This is a genomic window from Methylobacterium sp. Ger2507 (assembly GCF_055231875.1).
The window spans coordinates 4,046,692-4,072,407 of sequence record NZ_JBUYVC010000001.1 but is presented as its reverse complement, the minus strand read 5'-3'; the positions used below and the strand labels follow the sequence as shown (position 1 = coordinate 4,072,407).

The window sequence follows — 25,716 nt, the reverse complement described above, 5'->3', positions numbered from 1 at the left end:
CACCGAGGCGGTGCTGCTCGCGGTCTCGGGCGGGCCGGACTCGACGGCTCTCATGGGCGCGGCCGCACGGGCCGGATCCGCCGCGCCCCTCCACGTCGCCACCATCGACCACGGCCTGCGCCTGAACTCCGCCGCCGAGGCTGCCGCGGTGGCGATGGCCGCCCGGACCTTCGGCCTGCCGCATCGGACGCTGGTCTGGACCGGACCGAAGCCAGCGAATGGCGTGCAGGCCGCGGCGCGCGCGGCGCGCTACGAACTCCTGGCGGCGCATGCCGAGTCCCTCGGCGCCGGCCTCGTGCTGACCGGCCACACCCGCGACGATCAGGCGGAGACGGTCCTGATGCGGCTGCTGGCGGGGAGCGGCCCGGCCGGCCTCGCGGGCATGCGCCCGACCCGTGATCTGACCTCCTCGATCCGCCTGGGGCGGCCCTTCCTGGGCCTCGCGAAAGCCGACCTCGTCGATTACTGCGCGGCGCGGGGACTGGCCTTCATCCGCGATCCCTCGAACCGCGACGACCGTTACGCCCGCGCCCGCCTGCGTCGCCTGCGGCCCGACCTCGACCGGGAGGGCCTGAGCACCGACCGCCTGTGCCGCCTGGCGGAGCGCTGCGGCCGAGACGACGCCGCCCTGGCCGCCTGGGCCGGCACGGTCTTCGCGGATGCGACGACGTCGCAGGCCGGAGGGACGATCCGTCTTGACGGCACCGCCCTGCGCGCCCTGCCGGATGCGGTGCTTCTTCGTGTCGCGAGCCTGGCCGTCACCCGCCTTACCGCGACGTGGGACCATTCCGTCGGCCGCGAGCGCCTGGAGCGTCTGGAGCGTCTGGTCCTCGACTGGCTGGTTCCGGCGCTGCGCAGCGGCACGCCTCTGCGTCGGACCCTGCGCGAGACCCTGTTCGAGGTGACCCGCACCGGTGATCTCATCCTGAGACCGGCCCCGACGCGCCGGACACCCGGGACTGCGTCGCAGCATTAGGGCTGTGTCGAAGCATTAGGCTTGTCACCCTAAGGTTCGGCCACGGCCTTGCCGCCGCGTCACGCTCATGGCTACGTCGCTGCGGCCGCGTGCCCATGGCTGGGGCCATGACATGGCCGGCACGTCGACTTGGCAAGGGGTGACTCGCTGCCTACATTGGGAGCGAGCGTCAGGATTGACTCGCCCCATTTCGCGCGGCGGGCCCGGACGCCTCCAGGGAAAGATCGATGAACCCGAATTTCCGCAATTTCGCCTTGTGGGTCGTCATCTTCCTGCTCGTGCTCGCCCTCGTGACCCTGTTCCAGAACCCGGGTCATCGCGGTGGCGGCTCCGAGATCGCCTACAGCCAGCTTCTGAACGATGCCGATTCCGGCAAGATCCAGACGGTTGTGATCTCCGGGCAGGACGTCAGCGGCACCTATGTGGGCGGCGGCAACTTCACCTCCTACGCCCCGAATGATCCGAGCCTCGTCTCGAAGCTCCAGAGCAAGGGTGTGCAGATCACCGCGCGCCCGCCATCGGACAACACGCCGTGGTTCATCCAGTTGCTGGTCAGCTGGTTGCCGATCCTGGTGTTCATCGGCGCCTGGATCTTCCTGTCCCGCCAGATGCAGTCCGGCGCGGGGCGCGCCATGGGCTTCGGCAAATCGAAGGCCAAGCTGCTGACCGAGGCTTCCGGCCGCGTCAGCTTCGACGACGTCGCCGGCGTCGAAGAGGCCAAGGAGGACCTGCAGGAGATCGTGGAGTTCCTGCGCGACCCGCAGAAGTTCCAGCGCCTCGGCGGCCGTATCCCGCGCGGCGTGCTCCTCGTCGGCCCCCCTGGTACGGGTAAGACCCTGATCGCCCGGGCGGTCGCGGGCGAGGCCAATGTGCCGTTTTTCACCATCTCGGGCTCGGACTTCGTCGAAATGTTCGTCGGTGTCGGCGCCTCCCGCGTGCGCGACATGTTCGAGCAGGCCAAGAAGAACGCCCCCTGCATCATCTTCATCGATGAGATCGATGCGGTCGGCCGTCATCGCGGCGCCGGCCTCGGCGGTGGCAACGACGAGCGTGAGCAGACCCTGAACCAGCTCCTGGTCGAGATGGACGGTTTCGAGGCCAACGAGGGCGTGATCATCATCGCGGCCACCAACCGGCCGGACGTGCTCGATCCCGCTCTGCTGCGACCGGGCCGTTTCGATCGCCAGATCATGGTGCCGAATCCCGACGTCGTCGGCCGCGAGCGCATCCTGCGCGTCCACGTCCGCAAGGTGCCGCTGGCGCCGGATGTCGACCTGAAGGTCATCGCGCGCGGCACCCCGGGCTTCTCGGGTGCCGACCTGATGAACCTGGTCAACGAGTCGGCGCTGCTCGCCGCCCGTCGTGGCAAGCGCATCGTCACGATGCACGAGTTCGAGGACGCCAAGGACAAGGTGATGATGGGCGCCGAGCGGCGGACCCTGGTCATGACCGAGGACGAGAAGCGCCTGACCGCCTATCACGAGGGCGGCCACGCCATCGTGGCCTTCAACGTGCCGGCGACCGATCCCGTCCACAAGGCGACGATCATTCCGCGCGGCCGGGCGCTGGGCATGGTCATGCAGCTGCCCGAGCGTGACAAACTGTCGATGTCGTTCGAGCAGATGACCTCGCGCCTCGCCATCATGATGGGCGGACGTATCGCCGAGGAGATGACCTTCGGCGCCGACAAGGTGACCTCGGGCGCCCAGTCCGACATCGAGCAGGCCACCCGCCTCGCTCGCATGATGGTCACCCGCTGGGGATTCTCGCCCGAGCTTGGCACCGTTGCGTACGGCGAGAACAACGACGAGGTCTTCCTCGGCATGTCGATGGGCCGGCAGCAGACTGTGTCGGAAGCCACCGCCCAGAAGATCGACGCGGAAGTTCGTCGCCTCGTCGAGACTGGCCTGGAAGAGGCGCGCCGCATCCTCGGCGAACACAAGGACGACCTCGAGGCCTTGGCGCAGGGGCTGCTCGAGTACGAGACCCTCTCGGGCGATGAGATCAAGAACCTCATCGCCGGCCGACCGCCGATCCGCGATGCGGGCGATGGTCCGACCACCCTGCGCGGGTCGTCGGTCCCGTCCACGGGTCGCGGTCGTCCCCGCGGCAGCGACGGCCTGGAGCCGCAGCCCCAGGCCTGATCGCCACCGCGCGAACCGATCGCTCCGACACCACGAGCCCGCCTCCGGCGGGCTCGTTCGTATCAAGTCTCCACGAATGCTGGTTCGGGTTCCTCTATCGCCCGTGATCCCGCAACTGGATCTTCAGGCTGTCGGGTGCATAGATCCTGACGCATCATCTCCGATGAGGCTGGGAGAACGGCGTCCGGAAACGGAGCTGGCCTCCTCGACTCAAGATTAGAAACGGGACGCGAAGATCATGGCGCGCAAGTATTTCGGCACGGATGGTATCCGGGGCCGCGCCAACGGCGTCATCACGCCGGAACTCGCCCTCAAGGTCGGTCAGGCCGCCGGCCTGGTGTTTCAGCGCGGCGATCATCGTCATCGCGTCGTGATCGGCAAGGATACCCGCCTGTCGGGCTACATGATCGAGACCGCCCTGATCGCCGGCTTCACCTCTGTGGGGATGGACGTGCTCCAGCTCGGGCCGATGCCCACCCCGGCTGTGGCGATGCTGACCCGCTCCATGCGCGCCGATATCGGGGTGATGATCTCGGCCTCGCATAACCCGTTCGAGGATAACGGCATCAAGCTGTTCGGGCCGGACGGGTTCAAGCTCAACGACGACGTCGAGCACGAGATCGAGGCCCTGATCGACGGCGAGTTGCACAGGCGTCTCGCAGGCTCGCGCGATCTCGGACGCGCCAAGCGCATCGAGAGCGTGCATGCCCGCTACATCGAGTTCGCCAAGCGTTCGCTGCCGCGCAACATCACCCTCGACGGCCTGAGGATCGTGGTCGACTGTGCCAATGGCGCGGCCTACCGCGTGGCGCCCGAGACCCTGTGGGAACTCGGCGCGGAGGTCATCGCCATCGGTGTCGAGCCGGACGGCTTCAACATCAACCGCGACGTCGGATCGACCGCACCGGCCGCGCTCTCCGCCAAAGTCCGGGAACTGCGCGCCGATATCGGCATCGCCCTCGACGGCGACGCCGACCGTGTCCTCATCGTCGACGAGAAGGGCCAATCGGTCGACGGAGACCAGCTGATGGCGGTGGTCGCCCGCTCGTGGAAGGAGGACGATCGCCTGACCCAGCCGGGCCTGGTCGCGACCATCATGTCCAACCTCGGCCTCGAGCGTTACCTTGGCGGGATCGGGCTTAACCTCGCCCGCACGGCCGTGGGCGACCGCTACGTGCTCGAGCACATGCGCGAGCACGGCTACAACCTCGGCGGCGAGCAATCCGGCCACATCATCATGTCAGACTACGCGACCACCGGAGATGGCCTCGTGGCCGCTCTCCAGCTGCTCAGCGTCGTCAAGCGGCAGGAGCGCCCCGTGAGCGAGGTCTGCCACTGCTTCGAGCCGTTGCCGCAGATCCTCAAGAACGTGCGCTATCGCTCCGGCGAACCTCTGCGGGCGGATTCGGTGGTCACCGCCATCGCCCAGGCCCGCGAGCGCCTCGGCAATTCGGGGCGCCTCGTCATCCGCCCCTCGGGCACAGAGACGGTGATCCGCGTCATGGCCGAGGGCGACGACCGGCGCCTCGTCTCCGAGGTGGTCGACGAGGTCGTGGAGGCGGTGACCAGGGCGGCGGCCTGAGAGGTCCGATACCGGGATCGAAGCCCGGCCTCAAATCCGGTCCTCATCCGCCGGCGCGACTTCGCGCCAAGCGGCCAGGAGGGCCGCAAGCAGCGCGTCCTCATCGGCCTCCCAGAGATTGAGATTGGTCCAGCCCCGGCGGCCCCAGGCGCCCTCGATCGCCTCGAAGCGGTCGGGTTCAGCCTCGACCCATTCCGCCTGCTGGGCGCGCGACAGGCGCAGAACCACTCGCTCTTCCTCGACCCAGAGCGTCGCGAAGATGCGTCCCCACACGCGGAAGTCGGGATGGCCGCTATGGGCGCCCTCGACGACTTCCGGCAGGGCACGGGCCAGACGCCGAACATCCTCGGGTTTCATGGTCACGAACGCGACGTCTCCCTGGTCATCGTGAAGCGCGATGTCTCTTGCTGGACGATGCTCGCAAGTGCCCGTCGCAATACAACCAAACCGGTGTCAACGCTTCGGCAAGGATAAGATTTAACGTTAAATCCGATTTAACACTTCCCCACCATGGTGTCCTCGTCATCCCGCCGGCGTCTTGAGCTTCCGGCACACGGTCGATTGAAGGACATCCGATGCGCCGCACCAAGCTGTCTGCCTTGGCGCGCTCGATCACGCTCATTGTGAGCGTGGCAGCGCCCTGCCTCGCCCAAGCGGCGGATCTGCTGCCCCCGCTGCCGCCCGAGCCGCTGCCCCCGCCGGTCGAGATCGGCGGCGGCTGGTACCTGCGCGGCGATGTCGGAGTCGGCGCGACCAATGTCGGTGCCATCTCGACGACGGTGCATGGCGAGGGCCTTCCTTCAGGCTACCGCTACGATCAGAAGTCGGTCGAGGACAGCTACTTCGCCGGCGGCGGCGTCGGTTACCAGTTCGGCAGCTACTTCCACGGCGACATCACGGCCGAATATCGGGGCGGCAGCAAATTCCGCTTCCAGGACAGCTACGACTCCGTCTGCGGCGGCGACAACGCCTATCCGTGCAAAGGCGTGAACGCCTACAACGCCAACCTGTCGTCGGTGGTGGTGATGGCCAACGGCTACATCGATCTCGGCACCTGGTACGGGGTCACGCCCTTCGTCGGCGGCGGCGTCGGTACCGCATTTCACCGCCTGAGCGGATTCAACGATTCCGGCTTCGGCGCCGCCTCGGGTGGCTACGGCTACGCCAAGGACAAGAACACCAACACCTTCGCGTGGGCCGCCATGGCGGGCCTCGGCTACAGCGTCACCCCGAACGTGAAGCTGGAACTCGGCTATCGCTACATGAACCTCGGCCATGTCGGCTCCAAGCCGGTGACCTGCATCAACGATCCGGGCTGCGGCGGCGCCGTCTACAAGATCAAGGACATCACCTCCCACGACGTCCGGATCGGCATGCGCTGGCTGCTCGGAGGCGTCGTCGCCCCGGCGGTCGTCGAGTACCAGCCCGAGCCCGCCCCGCTGATCCGCAAGTACTGATCCGGAAACGACAGTCGGGAGCCGCCAAGCCGCCCTCGTCGTCGCGACCGCTGAACGTTCATCAAGCACCGATCCAAAACGGCCACGACAGCGGGAGACCGCTCGCGTGGCCGTTCTGCTGTGTCGCATGGGGGTGAAATCCTCAGGTGACGAAAACCTTTTCGCAGCAGAGGGTTAGGGTTAAGTCCTCTCTAACGCTTCCCGTGCAGGATCGCCAGAACGGCAATCCGCACCGCGTCTCCAGCGCCCGGTCTGCCACGCGTACCGTGAGTTCGAGGGCGTTATGGCCGCACACCGATTCCGCACCGCGACGGCACTCGCCCTCGCACTCTCCGCATCCGGCTGGGCCACGACCGTACGGGCCGCCGATCTTCTGCCGCCCCCGCCGCCGCCGATCGCACCGGTAGCGATTGGCGAGGGTTGGTATCTGCGCGTGGACGCCACCGTCAGCGACTACGCCCGGCCGCGCGATGCAACGCCGCGACCGGCCGACGGCAGCCCGATCGTTCCCCTGACGCGCATGAGCCTCGAGACCGTGCCGGGTTACGGCGGCGGCATCGGCTACCGGATCAGCAACTGGCTCCGCGTCGACGCCACGATCGATCAGCGCATATCCGCGCGCTACAGCGCCTATTCGTCCGGGTCCAATTTCGTGACCGGCTACAATGTCGAGGCGGGCCAGATCGACGTGCTCACCGGCCTCGTCAACGTCTATGCCGATCTCGGCACCTGGTGGGGCCTGACGCCCTATATCGGCGGCGGCATCGGTTTCGCCGACAAGCGTTTCGCCAAGGCCTACACTCAGACCACCTGCATCCTCGAATTCTGCGACAACAATGCGGGCACGGGCCCGCGCGACGCGGTGCGCCGGCCGAGCCGGTCCGTCACCTCCCTCGCCTGGGCTCTCACCGGTGGCGTCTCCTACGACATCGGCCATGGCCTCAGCCTCGACACCAGCTACCGCTACGTCGATCTCGGCCGGGCCAAGACCGGCGTCGATGCCTTCGGGTACGATTCGCGCCTGAAGGATCTGGCCTCGCACGAGGTCCGGGTCGGCTTGCGCTACCGCTTCGCCGACGCCTCCGGTCGCCTGCCCGGCCTGGCGGTCCCGAGCTGGAGCCGGAATCCCTACGAGTAGGGGAGGGGACCCGCAGGCTCTCGGCGCACCTCGTTCGGGGGAGCGTCGGACCGCCGCGTCCTCCCGAGTCCCGTCCCGCCACGGGACGGCTCTCCACTACATCAATTCGCAAACCGCAACGGAGCGTTAAGGTTACTCAAGTAGAACCAGGCTACAGGCACAGCACTCTCACCCATCGGGCTGCGCCGTTAGGACGACATCGATGCGTACCGCAACCCTCGCGCTCCTGGCCAGCTTCACCCTCGGGGTCATCGCGCCGGCGCAGGGGGCCGACCTCGATTACGGCGTGCTGCGCGGGTCGGACTACGAGCCCGAGATCCAGCTCATCGACTGGAACGGCATCTATGTCGGCGGGCATGGCGGGTATACGTCCGCCTCCGCAGGCTTCAAGAACGTCTACACTCCGTTGATCTTGAACGAATTGCGGGATTCGTCGGCTGAGAGCCTTTTTGGCGCCTCGACCCTGCTCCCTTCGCGGACCGGCACCACGGAGGGTTCCAGCTACGGCGCGTATATCGGTTTCAACTATCAGTTCGAAGAGACGGTGATCGGTATCGAGGCCGATTACACGCGCTTCGATCGGACCACTTCGGCGCGCGACAGCATCGCTCGTTTCAAACTCAGTCCCGATGGCTACATGGAAAGCGTCTCCCTCGACGGGGCGGCCACCTCACGCGTCGAGGATTACGGGACGCTGCGGGCGCGTGGCGGCTACGCGATCGGAAACTTCCTGCCCTACATCACCGGTGGTCTGGCGATCGGCCGCGTTCATGTCGATCAATCGGTCGCCATTCAGTATCATGGCTACGACGCGGCCGCCTACAAAGCCAATCAAGCCCTCCAGGTGGGCGCCAAGGCCGTTGCCGTGAAGGATTTCGGTTACGTGAATGGCGGCTTCGATCCGAACAACCCTGAAGCCGGTATCCCGGCAACCAGGCGGGTGCGCAACGCCAAGACCAAGACCATGGGCGGATTCGTCCTCGGCGCCGGCCTCGAATTTGCCCTCACCAGCAACATCCTGCTTCGGGCCGAATACCAGTACGTGATGCTTAACGACTTCCAGGAGAGTGCCGCCAACCGCGTCGCCATCAACACCGTGCGTGCCGGTGCCGCGGTGAAATTTTGAGGGGACCGTTAAGCAGTCGCCCCTATCCTGGCGGTTCGATCGTCAGCCGCAGTTGGCCTGCGCCCGCCGGGATGTTCTCCATGCTTCGACTCGTGCTCGCCGGCAGCGTCTTCGTCGGCAGCGTGCTCACGATGCCCGCGGGCGTCGGAATGGCTCTCGCGGGGGGAGAGCCCGGGCCGGCCTATCGGCGCCCGCTGCTTCCGCCCGACATCGCTTATCGCGACCCGACCTACGTCGCGCCGCCGCCGCTTCGGACCGTGGTCCTGGCGCCGGTCCTTCGCGCGCCGCGCTCCCTGGCGCTTCCGCTCTACAACGAGCCGCCGCCGCGCTTCCCCACCCCATAGACCGCCTCAGCTTTCCAGCTCGGTGTCCCAGTAGAGGTAATCGAGCCAGGTGTGGTGGTACTCCCGGTGGTCGAATTCCGGCTGGCGGCGGTGAAGTTCGTGCCGCGTCGGCCGGTGCGGCTCGTGCAGGAGCGGCATGTCGGCCTCGGCCGGGGTGCGGTTGGCCTTTCGCAGGTTGCAGGGGGAGCACGCCGCCACGACGTTCTCCCAGCTCGACTGGCCGCCCCGCGAGCGCGGCACCACATGGTCGAAGGTCAGGCCCCCGGAGGGCAGGCGCAAACCGCAATATTGACAGGAGAAGGTGTCGCGCAGGTAGATGTTGTAGCGCGTGAAGGCGGGACTGCGCGCCAGGGTCACGTAGCTCTTCAGGGCGACCACGCTGGGAACCCGCAGGGACCGCGATGGGGACCGCGCCTCGACATCGTAGCTCGCGACCAGGGTGACCCGGTCGAGGAACAGGGCGGTGAAGGCGTCCTTCCAGGACCACAGGGACAGCGGATTGTAGGAGAGCGGCCGGTAATCCGCATTCAGGACGAGCGTTTGGAGATCCAGCATCGGCGCTACCCTCTCGACGGGTCAACGAGGGGACAACGCGCAGGAATCGGCCGACGCATCGTCCCGGGTTGGTGAAAGATCAGACATCTCCGCAATCCGGGGCGTCGAGGCGCGCGACGGAAGAGCGGGGGAACCGGGTGTCCGCGATGGGGCTGGTGGGGCCGAAGCGGTGACACGCCGAAGGCAGATTTGCCGGACGTTGGCCAAAAGCCGTCGCATCGGGCGGGAACGCCCGGTTCGTGGCGACGCTCATCGGCGCGGATGGGCGTCGCCACCTCCTCGCACGGGAACGAAAAGGCCAAGTCCATCGGGGCTTAGTCTAATATCAGCGTGACACGCTTGTGAAGGTCACTCCGGCTTTCCACGACGTCGCGCCCACAACCCGGACGCGCAGGTCCGGGTTTCCGCCCGGAAACCGCCACTTCGTCAGCCTTTCGCCCCATTGCTCGGCGATGGGGCGGGCCACGGCCGCTCCCCGCTCCCCGACTCGCACAGATCCTGCTGGGGCGATTCGAGCCCTGCGGGTTGCCAGCGGCTCGGCGAAGCGGCGCGTGACGGCGGGCCACGAGCGCGCGTTGGCGCGGCGCGAAAGGATCGACATGGGCGGTATCCCGAGAGGCCAGACACCCTGGGGCATCCGGAGGGCAGCGGTGATCGCCGCCTGGCTCGGGGCCCTCGTGCTGGCTCCCATCGGTGCGGTCGCGCAGGGCACTCAGACGGCCCCGGCCAAGCCCGCCCCCGCTGCGGCGCCTGCGGAGACCAAGCCCGCGCCGGCGGACCCGAAGGCGGCGCCAGCGGAGGCCAAGCCGAAACCGGCCGTACCGAAGCCGGCGGTCTCCGAAGAGATCCAGAACGTTCGCGCCGAGCTCGACGCCGCCAAGGCCGATTTGGAACAACGCGAAAAGATCCTGAGCGGGCCCAACGTCGGCAGCGGCGACCTGACCCGTGCCCGCGAAGGCATCGAGGGGATCGCCGACAAGATCCGCCACGTCATCGATATCACCACGCCGCGCCTGGAGGCCGCCCGGGAGCGCCTGACCCAGCTCGGCCCGAAGCCCAAGGAGGGCGAGGAGGGCGAGGACGTGGCGCGCGAGCGGACGGAGCGCGAGCACGCCGTCGCCGAGATCGACGAGACCCAGCGCCTCGCTCGCTCGCTGCTGGTGCAGACCGATCAGATTATCGACCAAGTCTCCAACCGCCGGCGTGCGGCTTTCACCCGCGGCCTGTTCGAACGTTCGACCGCCCTGGTCAGCCCCGACCTGTGGATGCGGATCGCGGCGGATGTCCCGCGCGACCTGCGGGCGCTCCAGAGCGCGGTGGAGGACACCGTGGCGCTGTTCGCCCGCAACGGCACCATCGGCAACCTCCTGCTGCTCGGGGTCGCCTTCGGCATCTCGATCGCCCTGTATTTCGGGCGCCGCAACATTGCGCCTCGTCTCGGCCGCCGCGACGCGAAGGCCGTCGCCCCGTCGCAGCGCAAGAAGCTCCTGGCGGCCTGGCGGGTGTTTCTGCTCGGAACCATCCCGGCCATCATCGGCAGCTACGCGGTCTATTACGCCCTGGACGCCACCGACCTCCTGCCCCTGCGGCTCCTGCCGGTGGCCGGCGCCATCCTGGGCGGTCTCGCCTTCGTGGCCTATGTCGAGGCCCTGGCCGACGGGCTGCTCTCCCCGGGCAAACCGTCCTGGCGCGTCGCCACCATGAGCGATGCGGCCGCCTCGCGGGTGACGCGGCTGGCGGTCGGCATCGCCGTCGTCATCTCGGTGGTCAAGTCGATCGAGGCCCTGAATTCCGGCCTCTCGGCGGCCCTGCCGATCTCGATCGCCACGCGCGGCATCGGCGCGCTGGCGACCGCGCTCATCCTCGCCATCGGCCTGCACCGCTTCGCCGATTCGGCGGAGCAGGAGGAGGCCTGCTTCGGTCCCTACGTGGCTCCCGAAGCCACCACCGGCATCGGCGGCCCGGCGCGGCTCCTCGGCTGGGCGGCCGCGGTGGTGATCGCGATCGCCGCCCTCGTCGGCTACGTCGCCTTCGCGGCCTTCGTCATCGACCAGCTGGTGTGGACGGCGGGCCTGCTGGTCCTCCTGTTCCTGCTGACCTCCAGCGCCGACACCTTCATCGGCGGGACGCTCGGCGACGACACCAAGTTCGCCACGGCGCTCCAGGCCAATACCGGCCTGCGCAAGCGCTCGATCAACCAGATCGCCGTACTGGCCTCGGGCTTCGCCCGCGTGGTCCTCGTGCTGATCGCGGCCCTGCTGGCGCTCGCCCCCTGGGGTCTCGACTCGACCGACGTCTTCAGTTCGGTGCGGACCGCCTTCTTCGGCTTCAAGGTCGGTGACGTCACCATCTCACTCTCCACCATCGCGCTGGCGATCGGCCTGCTGATCCTCGGCATGACACTGACGCGGGCGATCCAGCGCTGGCTCGAACAGACCTACCTGCCGGCCACCGACCTCGACGCGGGCCTGCGCAACTCGATCTCGACCATCGCCGGCTATGTCGGCTTCCTGCTCACCCTGGCGCTGGCCTTCTCGTATCTCGGCCTGAGTCTCGAGAAGCTCACCATCGTGGCCGGCGCGCTCTCGGTCGGTATCGGTTTCGGCCTGCAATCGATCGTCAACAACTTCGTCTCCGGCCTTCTGCTGCTGTGGGAGCGACCGATCCGCGTCGGCGATCAGGTGCTCATCGGTGACAGTGAGGGCATCGTGAAGCGCATCTCGGTGCGCTCCACCGAGATCCAGACCTTCGACCGGTCGGCCGTGATCGTTCCGAACTCGAACCTGATTTCGGGCATCGTCAAGAACCGCGTGCGCGGCGACCGGACCGGCCGGGTCAGCATCACGGTCAGCGTCCTGCGCAATCAGGACCCGGTCCGGGCGGCGGAACTGCTGATGAACTGCGCGCAGGCCCAGCCGGACGTGCTGAAGGAGCCGCCGCCCCGGGTGGTGTTCCGCAAGATCGGCGACCCGTTCCTGGAATTCGAGCTGATCGCGATGATCGTCGACATCAGCCTCAGCCTGAAAGTGCAGAACGATTTGAACTTTGCAGTCTTCCAGACCTTGTCTGGGGCCGGAATGATCCCGGCTCTCGGCCCGGGCTCCAGCGTGGTTACGGTCCAGGGGCTGGATTCCTTCCAGTCCGCCATGGGCCAGATCGCCAGCACGTTCACGCCGCCGCAGCGGCCCGGCGAGCAGGCGAGTCCGGCTCGGGCCGCGGAGGACCGTCTCGACGAGGCCGAGCCGATGCGCTCGGCCGAGGCGGCGCGCCGGCGCGCGGGAAGCTGAACGTCAGGGAGATCGGGTCGTGGTGAGGCGGATGTCGGTGAAGGGATTGGGGATCGGCTTCGCCGCCGGTGGGATCGGGCTCCTGACGGGATGCGCCACCCCGGAGCCCGTGAACGCGACCCTTCCGAGCCTGTACTGGCCGATGACCACCCAGACGGCGCAGGTCGACACGGCGACGGCGCGTGACATGATCTCGGCCTATCGGGCCCGCAGCGGTGCGGGTGCCCTGCGCCTCGATCCAGAGTTGCAGAAACTGGCGGAGGCGGAGGCCGCCTCCATGGCGATGGCGGATCGGCCGAGCAAGGCGCAGACCGTGAAGAACGCCGTCGAGCGGCTCGGCTTCGAATCGGCTGAGGCCAACCTGTCGGCCGGCTATCACACCCTGGCGGAGGCCTTTTCGGGCTGGCGGGATAGCCCCGCGCACAACGCCGCGATGCTGTCGCCCACCGCCCAGCGCATGGGCATCGCCACAGCCTACGCGCCGGGCTCGAAATACAAGGTCTACTGGGCGCTGCTGCTGGCGAAATAGCGCTCCGGCAGGAGCCTCCCGCCGGTGCGCCTGACGGGTTCTGCCAACCGAGGAACCCAAGCCGACAAGCTTGGATCCCTGGTGACGTAGGCTGGCTCCTTGCCCAGTCGGCTGCCGCAGGCTGTCAGGCGGCCCGGACGGTGGCGAGGAAGCGCTGGATCTCGCCGTCGAGATGTTCGCTCTGGCGCGACAACTCGGAGGCTGCGCCCAGGACCTGCTCGGCCGCCGCTCCCGTCCCGGCGGCCGCATTGGCCACGCCCGTGATGCTGGTCGTCACGACGTCCGTGCCGCTGGCGGCCTGGGCGACGTTGCGCACGATCTCCTGGGTGGCAGCCCCCTGTTGCTCCACCGCCGCCGCAATGGTGGTAGCGACCACGCTCATCTCGCGGACCTGGTTGGCGATCCCCTCGATGGCGCCTACGGCGCGGCCGGTGGAATCCTGGATCTCGTTGATCTGCCGGGCGATCTCGTCCGTGGCACGGGCGGTCTGGCTCGCCAGTTCCTTGACCTCGGTCGCGACGACCGCGAAGCCGCGGCCCGCCTCGCCGGCCCGCGCCGCCTCGATGGTGGCGTTGAGCGCCAGCAGGTTGGTCTGCCCGGCGATGCTGGAGATCAGACCGACGACCTCCCCAATCTTGGCGGCACTCCGCGACAGGGCCTGGACCAGGATCGTGGTCTCGGCCGCCTGGGAGGCGGCCTGATTGGCGAGATGGGCCGAGCCGTCGACCTGCCGGCCGATTTCGGCGACGGAGGAGCCGAGTTCCTCCGCGGCCGACGCCACCGTGGTGACGTTGGTGGCGGCTTCCTCGGCCGCGGCGGCGACATTCGTCGACTGATTGCTGGTCTCGGTCGCCGTCGTGCTCATGACCTGGGCGGTCGCCTGCAACTCGGTGGCCGAGGCCGCCACCGCGCCCACGATGCCGCCCACGGCGCGCTCGAACCCATCGGCCAGCTCGCGCATGGCAGTCTGGCGCTGGACCTCGATGCTGGCCCGCGCCAGTTCGGCCTGCCGTTCCAACTCGGCGGTCCGGATCAGGTTGTCCTTGAACACGCCGACCGCCGCCGCCATCGCTCCGACCTCGTCGCGGCGCCCGGCCCCCGGAACCGCAAGCGACAGGTCCCCGGCCGCGAGACGCGCCATCATGGCGGTCATGGCCCGTATCGGCCGGGCAATCCCGAGATGCAGCAGCAGCAGGCTGAGTGCGGAGACCAGGAGGATGACGCCGATCCCGATCCAGTTCGCGAGCCGGGACGCCAGGGTCGCGGCGGCGGCGGCGGCCCCGCGGGTCTCCAGCAAAGACGCCTCGTCGGCCACGATCTCGGCCGCCTTGACTCTCAGAGCGTCCATTGAGGCCTTGCCGGCTCCCGAAGCCTCGACGCGGCGCGCCTCATCCTGCGTGGCCGGATCGGCCATGAGGCGGATTTCCTTCTCCGCGACGTCCCCTTGCCACTGCCGCGCGAAGCCCTCCACGGCGCGGAGCCGCTCCTGCTGGCGGGCGTTGTCCGAGGTCAGCTGCCGCACCGCGCCCAGGGAGGTGGCGAAGACGGCTTGGCCCGCCTTGTAAGGGGCCAGGAAGGCGTCATCGCCGGAGACGAGATAGCCGCGCACCCCCGTTTCCTGATCGACCATCGCGCCGGTGAGGCGGCTCATCTCGCCCAGCACTTGGTAGGTGTGGCGTGTCCATTGGTTGGCCTCCTCAATCGCCGAAAGGTTTCGGAGCGATACAACCGAAACGGTTGTGGAAGCCGCCAGAACAACAGCAAGGGTTGCACCAATCTTCGCAGCGATCTTGAGGTTGATGAGCCGGGACAACATTGAGAATGTCTCTTCGTTGCGGGTGCAAAAAGCCTTCTGCTCCCGTCTGTGGCGAAAAAATCCGCTTGTCGAAGAGCTAGTCTTATCCTTTATAACTATGTCTTACGCCTCCCTATCATTTATCAATTTCGGCCCCCAGGATGCAGAAGCGCGACAGCATCGTCCGCTCGCGGCGGGGCCGCGGCGTAGGCTGATCGGTCGGGGGAGGTGGTGATCGTCCGGCAGGCCGCCGCCATGCGCGGGGTGGGGCGCCAGAAGGACGAGGCTGTGCGGTGGACGCGGTGTCGGGACATCGGGGGCGATCCGACCGGCGGTCGGAAACGCCCTCCACCGTCAGGGGAAGTGCTTCATCCGCGGCGAAGGAGACGATTCGCTGATCAGCGTCACGGTCACGCGGCGGTTGGCGGGCAGGTAGGGGTTGTCCGGAAACATCGGCTCGGTATCCGCCTTGCCGGCGACGGAGGCGAAACGGTCGTCGGGTACGCCGCTGCCCGCCAGGATCTCGCGCACGCTGATCGCCCGGTTGGCCGAGAGTTCCCAGGGCGGGGCGGGGGCGCGCGTTCCGGGCCGGTCGGTGGCGGTGTAGCCCGTGATGGCGATCCGGTTCGGCATCTTGCGCAGGGTGACGGCGATGCGTTCGAGCAGGCGGCGGGTGCGGGCGTTCGGTCGGCTCGATCCATCGGGAAACATCGAGGCTCCGTCCTGGTCGACGATGGACAGGTCGACCCCGCGCTGGGAGGGCGCCACGATAATGTTCTTCGACAGCTCGGCCACCTCCGGCATGTCCTGAAGCGCCTGGCGCAGGCTCGCGGCCGCCAGACCCGCGCCGTCGGGATAGCCCTTGTCCGGCATGCCCTCGTCGACGTTGCCGTCCACGGCCGGCGGCGTGGTGTGATCGGAGGCGAGCTCCGGCGGGATGTCGCGCCGGTACTTCACCTTGTCGGCATGGGCCAGACCGTCCTTCTCAATGATGCCGGCGAAGCGCGATTCCTTATTGACGCCGAAGGCATCGCGCATGGAGCCGGCCACCGCCTGCATCTTCTTCTGATCCTGCGTCGAATAGGCCGCGATCATGACGAAGAAGCTCATGAGCAGCGCCATCAGGTCGGCGAAGGTCACGAACCAGCCGTGGCCGCCATGCGCGCCGCCGCGCTTCTTCTTAGCCATGAGCGGTACCGCGCTTGTTCTTAGTCATGCGTGATACTGCGCCCGATGCGAACCCGCGCCATCAGGCCGGCTCGGCCACGAGTTCGTCACGGTGGTTGTGCGGCAGATAGGCGATCAGCATCTCGCGCACCAGGGAGGCGCTCTTGGCATCGCGGATGAGCAGGATGCCGTCGATGATCAGCGAGCGGGAGACGTCCTCCTCCTCCAGCTTCACATGCAGCTTGTCGGCCAGCGGCAGGGTGATCATGTTGGCGATTAGTGCGCCGTAGAGGGTGGCGAGCAGCGCGGTCGCCATGGCGGGGCCGAGCTTCGAGGGGTCCGACATGTTGGCGAACATCGTCACCATGCCGAGAATCGTCCCGATCATGCCCCAGGCCGGGGCGCAGTCGCCGAAGGCCCGGTAGATCTTCGAGCCCTCGTCGAGGTGCATGAGGAAGTTGTCGCGGTCGCGCTCCATCGTGTCGCGGATGAACTCGCGGTCGTAGCCGTCAGCGATGTAGCGCGCACCCTGGGCCAGGAAGGGGTCGGAGATCTCCATGTTTTCCAGGGCCATCGGGCCGGACTTGCGCACCACGTCGGCGATCTTGGTGATCTCCTCGATGAGGTCGCGCGGCTTGATGGCGCGCATCGAAAATGCGTAGCGCAGGCCCATCGGCAGCCCGTGCATCATGGTGGAGAACGGGAACCGCATCATCGTGGCGGCAGTGGCGCCGCCGAAGATCACGATGACCGCGTGCTTGTCGAAATAGGCGGCGAAATTGCCGCCGTCGATCATGATCAGGATGAAGACGACGGCGAAGCCGCCGACGAGGCCGATACCGGTTGCGAGATCCATGATCACTCGAGCCTGAGCGGCTGCCCGCATGCCGCGTTGGCACCGCACGACGAGGCGCCGCTCCCACCGTTACGCATTCAGGTTGAACGAACCGTAAAAACGCCGGCGGTCTCTGGCCAAACACCGTGTGATCGCGTCATGCACTGTTCAGGGAGCGCCGGACATAAGGCACGCCACGCCAAGGATTTGGCGGCCTCCGCCGGGATGCGTTCGCGCAACCCGGTCAGGGATCGGAGCACACGGTATCATGTCGTTGGTTCGTCTTTACGCACGGGTCATGGGTCTCCTGGGTGCCGACCGCCGTCTGGCGGCGGTCCTGGCCTGCGCCAACGTGGCGCTCGCAGTGGCGGCCTTCGCCGAGCCGCTGCTGATGGGCCGCATCATCGACCAGCTCACCCATCTCAAGAGCAGCACCAACGCCTTCGCCACGCTGGCGCCCCTGATCGGCGCCTGGGTGGGCTTCGGCCTGTTCACGATCGCGGCCGGCGTGACGATCGCCCTGCACGCGGACCGGCTGGCTCACCGCAACCGCCTCACCGCCATGGCCAACTACTTCGAGCACGTGCTCGAACTGCCGCTCGCCTTCCATTCCTCCAATCATTCCGGCCGCGTCCTGAAGGCGATGCTGGAAGGCTCGAACGGCATGTTCTGGCTCTGGCTCGGCTTCTTCCGCGACCACTTCGTCGCCTTCGTGTCGCTGATCGTCCTCCTGCCCATGACCCTGTTCGTGAACTGGCAGCTCGGCTCGATCCTGGTCGTGCTCGTGCTCGCCTTCACCGCCCTGACCACGATGGTCATGCGCCGCACCGAGACCCTGCAGGGCCGGGTCGAGGCCTATCAGTCGGGCCTCGCCGAGCACGCCTCGGACGCCCTGGGCAACGTCGCCGTCATCCAGTCCTTCACCCGCGCCAAGGCCGAGAAGGAGGCGATGCACGACATCATCCGCAACCTGCTCGCCGCGCAGATCCCTGTCCTGTCCTGGTGGGCGCTCGCCAACGTCGCCACCCGCGCCTCCGCGACCCTGACCATGACGGCGATCTTCATCACCGGCATCGCGCTGCACCAGCACGGCCAGGCCAGCGTCGGCGAGGTCGTGGCCTTCATGAGCCTGGCCACCATGCTGGTTTCGCGCCTCGATCAGGTCGCCACCTGCATCAACGGCCTGTTCCAGCAGATGCCCAAGATCGACGAGTTCTTCGAGATCCTCGACACCACCCCGGCCGTTCACGACCGTCCCGGCGCCCAGCAGGTCGCGCGCTTCGACGGCGAGGTCGCCTTCGATAGCGTCGGTTTCTCCTACACGGCCCGCCGCAAGGCCCTGGAGGATGTCTCCTTCACCGCGCAGGCTGGCCAGACCATCGCCCTCGTGGGCACCACCGGCTCGGGCAAGTCGACCACCCTCGGCCTCCTGCACCGCGCCTTCGATCCCGACCATGGGGCCATCCGCATCGATGGCACCGACATTCGCGACATCGGCCTGTCCAGCCTGCGCCACAACATCGGCGTGGTGTTCCAGGAGCCGATGCTGTTCGCCCGCTCCATCCGCGAGAACCTTCAGGTCGGCCGGCCGAACGCCACCGATGCCGAGATGCTCGACGCCCTCGAGCGGGCCCAGGCCACCGAGTTCATGGCCCGCCAGGCGGACGGCCTCGACACGGTGATCGGCGAGCGCGGCCGCTCGCTCTCCGGTGGCGAGCGCCAGCGCCTGTCGATCGCCCGCGCCCTGCTCAAGAACCCGCCGGTGCTGATCCTCGACGAAGCGACCTCCGCCCTCGATGCAACCACCGAGCGCAAGCTCCAGGGCGCTCTGGAGGCCGTGATGGAGGGCCGCACCACCTTCGTCATCGCTCACCGGCTGGCCACCATCCGCAACGCCGACCGCATCCTCGTCTTCCACGAGGGCCGGATCGTGGAATCCGGCACCTTCGACGACCTCGTCGCCCAGAACGGCCGCTTCGCCGATCTCGCCCGGGCACAGTTCATGGCGGCGCAGGAACCGGACGGGATGGCGCTGGCAGCCTGACCCCCGGCGCATTTGACGCCAGCGCGCCGTAGGCCCACCGACTGACGCCTTCTCCCGACCCTCGGGGGAGGGCGTCTTCGTGCCGGGGTCGGGTGGCGCGGACACGCAGCCCGCGCAGGGGAGGGCGCCGAGGCCAGTTTGTCAGGACGGAGAGCGCGGGGGATCAGTCCGACGGGACCGACGTCCGCGCGTCCTCGGCCCAGACCCGGAACTGCGTCAGGCGGTTCGAGCCGAATGTGTGGGTCAGCGGAACGTCCGCCGCGTCCCGGCCACGCGCCACCAGGATGCGACCGCGGCGGGGTGCATTGTTGCGCGGGTCGAACACGTGCCAGGCCCCCCCGAGATACACCTCGGTCCAGGCGGCGAAGTCGCCGGGCCCATGCGGTTCGGGCTCGCCGATGAAGCTGAGATAGCCGGTGCAGTAGCGGGTCGGGATGTTGAGCGCCCGGCAGAAGGCGACGAACAGGTGTGCGTAATCGCGGCACACGCCGCGCTGGCTGGCGAAGGCATCGGCGGCGGTACGGTCGACATGGGCGTAGCCGTAGCCGAAGGTGATGTGGCCGTGGACGTAGTCGCAGATCGCCTGAACCCGCGACCAGCCGGGCTCGAGATGGCCGAACAGGTTCCAGGCCTCGTCGGAGAGCAGGTCGGATTCGCAGTATCGGCTCGCCACCAGGAAGGGCAAAGCCTCCTCCGGCAGATCCTCGACCGCATGCTCGGCCGCATCGGCGACCACCGGGTCGAGGGCGCCGTCTTCGTCGATCTCGGCGTGAACGCTCAGGGTTACGGCGCCGGCCGGAGCCACGAAGCGCACCGTGCGGTTGCCGAAGACGTCGCGGAAGGGGCGCACCGGAAGGGGCGGATCGAGGGTGAGCACGTCCGGCGGCACCGCCGCCAGGCCCTTGATCGGATAAGAATTCAGGCGGGCGATGACGGGGGTCGGCTGTGGGAAATCATAGCCCATCTCGCAACCGAACCTGATCCGCATCGAAACTCCCCCGGGCTCGCCGCCGCGCCGCTCAGCCCTCACTGCCCGCGCCCGGCCGGGGACACTAGGCCGCCGAGGTCACAGGCGGATGTCATCGCACGCCCTGCGCGCAGATGAAGCAGCCGGGTCAGAGCCCTCTGGCCCGGGCCTGCTTCTCCTGCATCCGCGCCTGGAGCCGCACCCGCCGCGCTGCAATGACGGTGCCATTGATCTCGCCGCCGAACAGGAACATCGCGGCGAGCCAGTACAGGAAGACGAGGAACACCATCGCGGTGGCGAGCCCCCCGTAGGTGGAAGCGTAGGCGTTGGAGAAGCGATCGAGATAATAGCCGAAGCCGAGGCCGGCGAGGAACCAGAGCAACAGCGTGACGGCGATGCCCGGCACCACGGCCAGCACCGAGCGGCGCCCCGCGGCCACGAACTTGTGGGCGATCACCAGCACGGTGAGGAGCAGGAAGGCGGTGATGCCGATACGGCCGATCGCCACCGTCAGGCTCAAGGGCTCCAGTCCCGGCGCCACGTTGATCACCTTGCGCCAGATCAGCGGGCCCAGCACGACGAGGAGCGCGAAGGCCAGCATGGCGAAGGCGCCGCACACGACGTAGCCGATCGATTCCAGGCGGGTAAGCCACCACGGGCGGACCTCGCGCAGGCCGTAGGCGCGGTTGAGCCCGACCCGCAGGCTCTCGACCCCCGAGGACGAAAAGTACAGTGCCAGCAGGGCGCCGAGGGTCAGCACCCCGCCGCGCTGCTCGGTGAGCACCCGGTGCACCTCGCCCGCGATGGGATTGGCGACGGCGCGCGGCCACGCATCGAAGATGAGGTCGCTCGCCCCATCGGCGAGGGACTTCGTGCCGAACAGGCCGGCCAGGGCGCCGAGCAGAATCAGGAACGGAAACAGGGCGGTGAGAGTCGAGAGCGCGATATGGCTGGCGATGGCCCAGCCGTCATGGGCGACGAAGCGTTGCGCGGCGACGTTCGCGATCTCGAAAAGCTTGCGGATGCGACTCACGGGGCGGGGGTTCGTCCTCGAGCGATCAGGATGGGGCGCCAAGCGGCGGGCTGTCTTCTAAACGCAACGGGACCCCATTGCGCAACGGGCCGCGGGCCGACCCCGCGCGGAACCGGCTTGAAATCCCGGGGGCACTGTGATGCCTGCGGCCTTGCCATGGCACCATTCACTTCATCCCTGATCCCGGCCCTGTTCGTTCTGATCTGGGCGACGGGCTTCGTCGCGGCCCGCTTCGTGGCGCCGCATGCCGAGGCCTTCACCTTCGTGGCGATCCGGGTGGTGGGCGTCGCCCTCGTCCTCGTGGGCCTGGCCCTCGCCCTGCGGGCACGCTGGCCGCGCGACCGGGCCGGTTGGTTCCATGCCGCCCTCGCCGGCATCCTGATGCAGGGGATCTACGTCATCGGCGTATTCTGGTCGGTCCAGCATGGGCTACCGGCGGGCATCGCCGCTCTCGTGGGCAGCCTCCAGCCCTTATTGACGGCGATGCTGGCCGGTCGCCTTCTCGGTGAGCCGGTGAGCGGGCGGCGCTGGCTCGGGATCGCCACCGGGTTTTCGGGAGCGCTCCTGGTGCTGGCCCCGAAGATCGGCGCCTCCGATCCCGCCGGCATCCCGGTCCCGGCACTCGCCGCATGCCTGTCGGCCATGGTGGCGATGACGGGCGGAACGCTCTGGCAGAAGCGCCACGGTACCGGGGGCGACCTCCTCAGCAATGCCGCGCTTCAATTCCTGGGCGCCGCGACCCTTGCCGTGCCGGCGGCACTCCTGTTCGGAACCGGCGGTTTCGATGGATCGACGCCGCTCTGGTTCGGGCTCGCCTGGTCGATCGTCGTGAACTCGGTGGGCGGTATCCTGCTGCTGCTGGTTCTGATTCGGCGCGGGGCCGTGGCGGGCGTCGCCTCGCTCCTGTTTCTGGTGCCGCCGGTCTCGGCCGTGATGGCCTACGTTCTGTTCGGCGAGGCCCTGGTGCCGATCCAGATGGGGGGCATGGCCATCGCCGCCCTCGGCGTCGCGATCGCCAGTCGAGGCTGATTCGGCGACGGACCTGCGTGACTTTTTCTTTGAGAAACATCTCAATAAAATTCAGCATTGAGCCGTTTGCCAAGAGAAATCAGGGTTTTTCGCCCGCGCGGATTATGAATTCACGAGGGATAGTGCCGCGCTGCGGCGAGACGCCTCTACAGGCCCGTCAAACCTGCCTATAATGAGCAGCAAAGCGTGATCTCTTTTCCAGCGAGTGTGCCATGTCAGCTTCCCCCGTCGTTTCGACCGAACCGCAGGATCTCCTGACCCTGGCCCGCGAGGCGGCCGAATCGGCCAAGGGCCTGGTGGCCGAGGCGACCCGCCGGGTGCGCACCACCATCCTGTCCGACGAGGGTAAGATCTCGGCCGAGAAGATGGAGACCGAGCAGCACGCGACCCACGGGCTCGCCTGGATCGCCACCTATGCCGAGGGCGTGCGCGAGCTTGGCGCCTACGCGCAGCGCCTGACCGAGGCGGGTGAGTTCGGCGAGACCGAGAGCCTGCTCGTGCGGATCGGCCTCGGCGAATACCTCGACCAGATGTTCTCCGGCATTCCCATGAGCCAGGGCGAGATGGTGCGTCCCACCGGCTCCCTGGGCCTCGCGGCCCGTGAGGTGGCCAAGTTCCGCACCGAGGCGGTCGAGGCTCTCATCGCCGAGGGCAACACCCCCGAGAACCGCGCCGCGCTCGTCGCCCGCATCCGCGACAACGGCGGTGCGGCCACCATCGGCAAGTCCGGCCTCGACGAGGACATGGAGGCGATCCGCTCCGAGATGCGCCGGTTCGGCCTCGCCGAAGTCGTGCCGCACGCGCATGAGTGGCACAGCCAGAACGCCTACATCCCGATGGAGATCGTCACCAAGATGGCCGAACTCGGCGTCTTCGGCCTGACCATCCCCGAGGAATACGGCGGCATGGGCCTGCCGAAGATCTCGATGTGCGTGGTCTCCGAGGAACTGTCCCGCGCCTATATCGGTGTCGGCTCGCTTGGCACCCGCTCGGAGATCGCGGCGGAACTCATCCTCTGTGGCGGCACCGAGGAGCAGAAACACCGCTTCCTGCCCGGCATCGCCTCGGGCGACACGCTTCCCACCGCCGTGTTCACCGAGCCGAACACCGGCTCCGATCTCGCTTCGCTGCGCACCAAGGCCGTCCGGGACGGCGACGTCTGGAAGATCTCGGGCAACAAGACCTGGATCACGCATCCGGTGCGCGCCGATATCATGACCTGCCTCGTGCGCACCAAGCCCGAGGAGAAGGGCCACCGCGGCCTGTCGCTGCTCATCGCCGAGAAGCCGCGCGGCACCGATGCCGAGCCCTTCCCGGTCGCCGGCCTGTCCGGTGGCGAAATTCACGTGCTCGGCTACCGCGGCATGAAGGAATACGAGCTCGCCTTCGACAATTTCGAAGTACCGGCGGGCAACCTGCTCGGTGAGGTCGAGGGCAAGGGCTTTGCGCAGCTCATGCAGACCTTCGAGTCGGCCCGCATCCAGACCGCGGCCCGCGCCATCGGCGTGGCGCAGAACGCCCTCGATCTCGGCCTGCGCTACGCCGAGGATCGGGTGCAGTTCGGCAAGGCGCTGATCAACTTCCCGCGTGTGGCCGACAAGATCGCCATGATGGCGGTGGAGATCAACATCGCCCGCCAGCTGACCTACTTCTCGGCCCGTGAGAAGGACGAGGGCAAGCGCTGCGATCTCGAAGCCGGCATGGCCAAGCTGCTCGGCGCCCGTGTCGCCTGGGCTGCGGCCGACAACGCCCTGCAGATCCATGGCGGCAACGGTTTCGCGCTGGAATACGCGGTCAGCCGCGTGCTCTGCGACGCACGCATCCTCTCGATCTTCGAAGGTGCCGCCGAGATCCAGGCTCAGGTCATCGCCCGCCGCCTGCTCGAAACCGCCTGAGCCGAGAGCGGCACCGACCTCACCCGGTCCGGCGGAGCGCCCTCTCTGTCGGGGTCGGGGGCCGAACCGGGTCTCCGTCCAGAAACGCAGAACGCCGGGGCGATCATCGCCCCGGCGTTCTGCGTTTCCCGCTTTGGAAGCCGAAGCGAGCGGACAGCCGTGCGAAGGGCTACTTCGTGATCTTCACCGACACGGGATCGCTCGACGGAAACGTCTCCTCCAGGGCCTCGTCGAGACGCTCGTCGCGTTCACCCGTCTGGCTCACGGGACGAGTCCCGTCGGACCCCTTCGGGGCCGGCTTGCCGGTGGTGGAGATGATGTCGGTCTCGGGGGTCTTCTGATGATCGGCCATGCACGGCACTCCCTCGGCTCGGCGGCCGGCGACCTCGCCAGCACCTTCCTCGACGATGAGCCGGGACAACGCCGGGCGCGCCTCCGGTTTCCACGATGGCGCGGCCGTGGTTCCGCCCGGCTCCCTCAGAGTGCCGCCGGGACCTGCGGACGCGTCGCGACGCGCCGGCCGCGCAGGTCGGCCGTCCGCCATTCGCGCAGGACGAAATCGTAGACCTGGCCCAGGCGATCGAGATGCGCATCCGGCGTCAGGGGAGCCGCCCAGTAGCGCTTGTAGGCGGCGCGGCTCATGCGCTCCGCGAGGCTGTCGTCGGAGAGACGGACGAGGTGGGCGGCGAGGGAGTCGGGATCGCCGGACCGGAACCAGAAGCCGGTCTCGCCGTCCTCCACCGCTTCCCGCCCGGCACAGGCGTCGCTGACGACCACGGGCGCACCGCAGGCGAGCGCTTCGTACACCGTCAAAGGCTGGCCCTCGTACCAGACGCTCGGAAAGACCAGGGCGCGGGCCTGCCGCATCAGGGCCTGGACACCGGCCTCGTCGCGCCAGCCGAGCATCACCGCCTCGGGATAGCGCGCCTCGAGTTCGGCGCGCGCCGGACCGTCGCCGACGAAGACCGGGCGGATGCCGGCGCGGCGCGCCGCCTCGGCAAAGATCGGAGCGCCCTTCTCGGTGGAGATGCGGCCGACGAACAGACACGCGCCGGGTGGGCCGGTGCGGAGCGGCGCCTGTGCGACCGCAATGGGATTGTCGACCCGGTGGAAGCGGGTCGCGGGGGGCAGGTGGGGGGCGATCACCCGCTCCTGTAGGGCACTGATGGTCACGATATGGGGGAACAGGGCCTTCATGCCAGCCAGATGCTCGAGGGCGAGGTGGCGCACCACCCGCAGGAGCTTGCGAGGGTAGCTGCGCGCATCGCAATTCGTGGTCAGGCAGCCCGGGGACATCGGTGTGCGCTGGCAGATCCGGGCGGCGGGATACTCGTAGAAGCCGCCATTGGGGCAGACGAGGAAGAACTCGTGCATGGTGTAGAGCAGCGCCAGCCCGGAGGCCGCGAGGCTGCGCCCGATCGAGGGCGAGAGGGCCTTGGCGAAGGCGTGGACGTGGACCACCGTGTCGTGCGGATCGAGCCCCTGCAGTTCGGCGGCGAGGCGCCGGGCCGCCGGGCGATTCCAGATGGCCTGGGCGGCGAAGGCGAACTTGTTCGTCGTCGTGCCCACATCGTCCTGGCCGAGACAGACGACGCGGATGCCCGCGGCCTCCAGGCGCGGGTCGGCGGGACCGACCGCTGCGAACACGGTGACGCGGTGTCCGCGGGCGCGTAACCCCAGGCCCGCATCCAGCGCGACCTTGGCCTGCCCGCCATTGATGTAGGCGTGGTCGACGACGAGGACGACATGCATGGTGGACAGTCCCGGCCAACGATGACAGTTCGTCCGATCTTTACCGAACGTGCGTTGATCT

At 68.0% G+C, this 25,716-nt stretch carries 21 protein-coding genes; 12 read left to right on the top strand and 9 right to left on the bottom strand.

Annotation, left to right across the window (positions count from 1 at the left end):
- Nucleotides 1-10: 10 nt before the first annotated feature.
- From tilS to glmM, 3 genes are all read left to right on the top strand, one after another.
- A complete protein-coding gene (gene tilS, locus ACV7NL_RS18730) occupies nucleotides 11-976 on the top strand; it encodes a tRNA lysidine(34) synthetase TilS (RefSeq protein WP_463356466.1) in 966 nt (321 codons plus the stop codon).
- Nucleotides 977-1,203: 227 nt separating this feature from the next.
- Entirely contained in the window at nucleotides 1,204-3,120 is a 1,917-nt protein-coding gene (ftsH, locus tag ACV7NL_RS18725; RefSeq protein ID WP_056482272.1) for an ATP-dependent zinc metalloprotease FtsH, read from the top strand.
- Nucleotides 3,121-3,358: 238 nt separating this feature from the next.
- Complete coding sequence (gene glmM, locus ACV7NL_RS18720) at nucleotides 3,359-4,702, top strand: phosphoglucosamine mutase (protein ID WP_463356465.1); 1,344 nt, start codon at nucleotides 3,359-3,361, stop codon at nucleotides 4,700-4,702.
- Between the two features lie 30 nt (nucleotides 4,703-4,732).
- Here the strand turns inward: glmM and ACV7NL_RS18715 are convergent, their stop codons facing one another.
- On the bottom strand, nucleotides 4,733-5,059 hold the full coding sequence (locus tag ACV7NL_RS18715) for an MmcQ/YjbR family DNA-binding protein (RefSeq protein WP_082503832.1): 327 nt from the start codon (nucleotides 5,057-5,059) through the stop codon (nucleotides 4,733-4,735).
- Nucleotides 5,060-5,277: 218 nt separating this feature from the next.
- On the opposite strand from ACV7NL_RS18715, the gene ACV7NL_RS18710 reads away from it, so the two are divergent.
- The 4 genes from ACV7NL_RS18710 to ACV7NL_RS18695 all read left to right on the top strand — a co-directional run bounded on the left by ACV7NL_RS18710 (nucleotide 5,278) and on the right by ACV7NL_RS18695 (nucleotide 8,767).
- A complete protein-coding gene (locus ACV7NL_RS18710; protein WP_463356464.1) occupies nucleotides 5,278-6,159 on the top strand; it encodes an outer membrane protein in 882 nt (293 codons plus the stop codon).
- A gap of 283 nt (nucleotides 6,160-6,442) precedes the next feature.
- The gene (locus ACV7NL_RS18705) at nucleotides 6,443-7,297 is read left to right on the top strand and encodes an outer membrane protein (RefSeq protein WP_056184052.1); all 855 of its coding nucleotides are present in this window, start codon (nucleotides 6,443-6,445) and stop codon (nucleotides 7,295-7,297) included.
- Nucleotides 7,298-7,499: 202 nt separating this feature from the next.
- The gene (locus tag ACV7NL_RS18700) at nucleotides 7,500-8,423 is read left to right on the top strand and encodes an outer membrane protein (RefSeq protein ID WP_056482277.1); all 924 of its coding nucleotides are present in this window, start codon (nucleotides 7,500-7,502) and stop codon (nucleotides 8,421-8,423) included.
- 80 nt (nucleotides 8,424-8,503) lie between these two features.
- Nucleotides 8,504-8,767 (top strand): hypothetical protein, encoded by a 264-nt coding sequence (locus ACV7NL_RS18695; RefSeq protein WP_156633979.1) that lies wholly within the window; start codon nucleotides 8,504-8,506, stop codon nucleotides 8,765-8,767.
- Between the two features lie 6 nt (nucleotides 8,768-8,773).
- Here the strand turns inward: ACV7NL_RS18695 and ACV7NL_RS18690 are convergent, their stop codons facing one another.
- Nucleotides 8,774-9,322, bottom strand: coding sequence for an HNH endonuclease (locus tag ACV7NL_RS18690; protein ID WP_056184046.1), 549 nt, complete (start codon nucleotides 9,320-9,322; stop codon nucleotides 8,774-8,776).
- Between the two features lie 599 nt (nucleotides 9,323-9,921).
- On the opposite strand from ACV7NL_RS18690, the gene ACV7NL_RS18685 reads away from it, so the two are divergent.
- A complete protein-coding gene (locus ACV7NL_RS18685) occupies nucleotides 9,922-12,609 on the top strand; it encodes a DUF3772 domain-containing protein (protein WP_463357168.1) in 2,688 nt (895 codons plus the stop codon).
- Between the two features lie 31 nt (nucleotides 12,610-12,640).
- Nucleotides 12,641-13,138 (top strand): CAP domain-containing protein, encoded by a 498-nt coding sequence (locus ACV7NL_RS18680; protein WP_463357167.1) that lies wholly within the window; start codon nucleotides 12,641-12,643, stop codon nucleotides 13,136-13,138.
- A gap of 124 nt (nucleotides 13,139-13,262) precedes the next feature.
- Here the strand turns inward: ACV7NL_RS18680 and ACV7NL_RS18675 are convergent, their stop codons facing one another.
- The 3 genes from ACV7NL_RS18675 to ACV7NL_RS18665 all read right to left on the bottom strand — a co-directional run bounded on the left by ACV7NL_RS18675 (nucleotide 13,263) and on the right by ACV7NL_RS18665 (nucleotide 16,956).
- Nucleotides 13,263-14,951 (bottom strand): methyl-accepting chemotaxis protein, encoded by a 1,689-nt coding sequence (locus ACV7NL_RS18675; protein WP_463357166.1) that lies wholly within the window; start codon nucleotides 14,949-14,951, stop codon nucleotides 13,263-13,265.
- Between the two features lie 336 nt (nucleotides 14,952-15,287).
- Nucleotides 15,288-16,121, bottom strand: coding sequence for an OmpA/MotB family protein (locus tag ACV7NL_RS18670; RefSeq protein WP_056482287.1), 834 nt, complete (start codon nucleotides 16,119-16,121; stop codon nucleotides 15,288-15,290).
- Nucleotides 16,122-16,182: 61 nt separating this feature from the next.
- Entirely contained in the window at nucleotides 16,183-16,956 is a 774-nt protein-coding gene (locus ACV7NL_RS18665) for a motility protein A (RefSeq protein ID WP_056184035.1), read from the bottom strand.
- Between the two features lie 247 nt (nucleotides 16,957-17,203).
- On the opposite strand from ACV7NL_RS18665, the gene ACV7NL_RS18660 reads away from it, so the two are divergent.
- A complete protein-coding gene (locus ACV7NL_RS18660) occupies nucleotides 17,204-18,979 on the top strand; it encodes a glucan ABC transporter ATP-binding protein/ permease (protein WP_056184033.1) in 1,776 nt (591 codons plus the stop codon).
- Between the two features lie 163 nt (nucleotides 18,980-19,142).
- Here ACV7NL_RS18660 and ACV7NL_RS18655 read toward each other — a convergent pair whose 3' ends face one another.
- Together ACV7NL_RS18655 and ACV7NL_RS18650 are read right to left on the bottom strand one after the other, a co-directional pair.
- On the bottom strand, nucleotides 19,143-19,967 hold the full coding sequence (locus ACV7NL_RS18655) for a transglutaminase-like domain-containing protein (protein WP_463356463.1): 825 nt from the start codon (nucleotides 19,965-19,967) through the stop codon (nucleotides 19,143-19,145).
- Between the two features lie 127 nt (nucleotides 19,968-20,094).
- Nucleotides 20,095-20,979 (bottom strand): YihY/virulence factor BrkB family protein, encoded by an 885-nt coding sequence (locus ACV7NL_RS18650; protein WP_463356462.1) that lies wholly within the window; start codon nucleotides 20,977-20,979, stop codon nucleotides 20,095-20,097.
- Between the two features lie 156 nt (nucleotides 20,980-21,135).
- Here ACV7NL_RS18650 and ACV7NL_RS18645 point away from each other — a divergent pair, with 156 nt between their 5' ends.
- Together ACV7NL_RS18645 and ACV7NL_RS18640 are read left to right on the top strand one after the other, a co-directional pair.
- A complete protein-coding gene (locus ACV7NL_RS18645; protein WP_056482293.1) occupies nucleotides 21,136-22,008 on the top strand; it encodes a DMT family transporter in 873 nt (290 codons plus the stop codon).
- A 212-nt stretch (nucleotides 22,009-22,220) separates the two neighbouring features.
- A complete protein-coding gene (locus tag ACV7NL_RS18640) occupies nucleotides 22,221-23,903 on the top strand; it encodes an acyl-CoA dehydrogenase family protein (RefSeq protein WP_056184026.1) in 1,683 nt (560 codons plus the stop codon).
- A gap of 169 nt (nucleotides 23,904-24,072) precedes the next feature.
- Here the strand turns inward: ACV7NL_RS18640 and ACV7NL_RS18635 are convergent, their stop codons facing one another.
- Together ACV7NL_RS18635 and ACV7NL_RS18630 are read right to left on the bottom strand one after the other, a co-directional pair.
- Nucleotides 24,073-24,255, bottom strand: coding sequence for a hypothetical protein (locus tag ACV7NL_RS18635; protein WP_056482791.1), 183 nt, complete (start codon nucleotides 24,253-24,255; stop codon nucleotides 24,073-24,075).
- A gap of 125 nt (nucleotides 24,256-24,380) precedes the next feature.
- Nucleotides 24,381-25,655, bottom strand: a complete 1,275-nt coding sequence (locus ACV7NL_RS18630; RefSeq protein WP_056482296.1) for a glycosyltransferase family 4 protein — start codon at nucleotides 25,653-25,655, stop codon at nucleotides 24,381-24,383.
- Nucleotides 25,656-25,716 lie beyond the last annotated feature (61 nt).

Coding starts and splice junctions, on each gene's coding strand:
- ftsH (WP_056482272.1), top strand. CDS start 1,204: ATGAACCCGAATTTCCGCAATTTCGCCTTGTGGGTCGTCATCTTCCTG.
- glmM (WP_463356465.1), top strand. CDS start 3,359: ATGGCGCGCAAGTATTTCGGCACGGATGGTATCCGGGGCCGCGCCAAC.
- ACV7NL_RS18715 (WP_082503832.1), bottom strand. CDS start 5,059: ATGAAACCCGAGGATGTTCGGCGTCTGGCCCGTGCCCTGCCGGAAGTC.
- ACV7NL_RS18710 (WP_463356464.1), top strand. CDS start 5,278: ATGCGCCGCACCAAGCTGTCTGCCTTGGCGCGCTCGATCACGCTCATT.
- ACV7NL_RS18705 (WP_056184052.1), top strand. CDS start 6,443: ATGGCCGCACACCGATTCCGCACCGCGACGGCACTCGCCCTCGCACTC.
- ACV7NL_RS18700 (WP_056482277.1), top strand. CDS start 7,500: ATGCGTACCGCAACCCTCGCGCTCCTGGCCAGCTTCACCCTCGGGGTC.
- ACV7NL_RS18695 (WP_156633979.1), top strand. CDS start 8,504: ATGCTTCGACTCGTGCTCGCCGGCAGCGTCTTCGTCGGCAGCGTGCTC.
- ACV7NL_RS18690 (WP_056184046.1), bottom strand. CDS start 9,322: ATGCTGGATCTCCAAACGCTCGTCCTGAATGCGGATTACCGGCCGCTC.
- ACV7NL_RS18685 (WP_463357168.1), top strand. CDS start 9,922: ATGGGCGGTATCCCGAGAGGCCAGACACCCTGGGGCATCCGGAGGGCA.
- ACV7NL_RS18680 (WP_463357167.1), top strand. CDS start 12,641: ATGTCGGTGAAGGGATTGGGGATCGGCTTCGCCGCCGGTGGGATCGGG.
- ACV7NL_RS18670 (WP_056482287.1), bottom strand. CDS start 16,121: ATGGCTAAGAAGAAGCGCGGCGGCGCGCATGGCGGCCACGGCTGGTTC.
- ACV7NL_RS18665 (WP_056184035.1), bottom strand. CDS start 16,956: ATGGATCTCGCAACCGGTATCGGCCTCGTCGGCGGCTTCGCCGTCGTC.
- ACV7NL_RS18660 (WP_056184033.1), top strand. CDS start 17,204: ATGTCGTTGGTTCGTCTTTACGCACGGGTCATGGGTCTCCTGGGTGCC.
- ACV7NL_RS18655 (WP_463356463.1), bottom strand. CDS start 19,967: ATGCGGATCAGGTTCGGTTGCGAGATGGGCTATGATTTCCCACAGCCG.
- ACV7NL_RS18645 (WP_056482293.1), top strand. CDS start 21,136: ATGGCACCATTCACTTCATCCCTGATCCCGGCCCTGTTCGTTCTGATC.
- ACV7NL_RS18640 (WP_056184026.1), top strand. CDS start 22,221: ATGTCAGCTTCCCCCGTCGTTTCGACCGAACCGCAGGATCTCCTGACC.
- ACV7NL_RS18635 (WP_056482791.1), bottom strand. CDS start 24,255: ATGGCCGATCATCAGAAGACCCCCGAGACCGACATCATCTCCACCACC.
- ACV7NL_RS18630 (WP_056482296.1), bottom strand. CDS start 25,655: ATGCATGTCGTCCTCGTCGTCGACCACGCCTACATCAATGGCGGGCAG.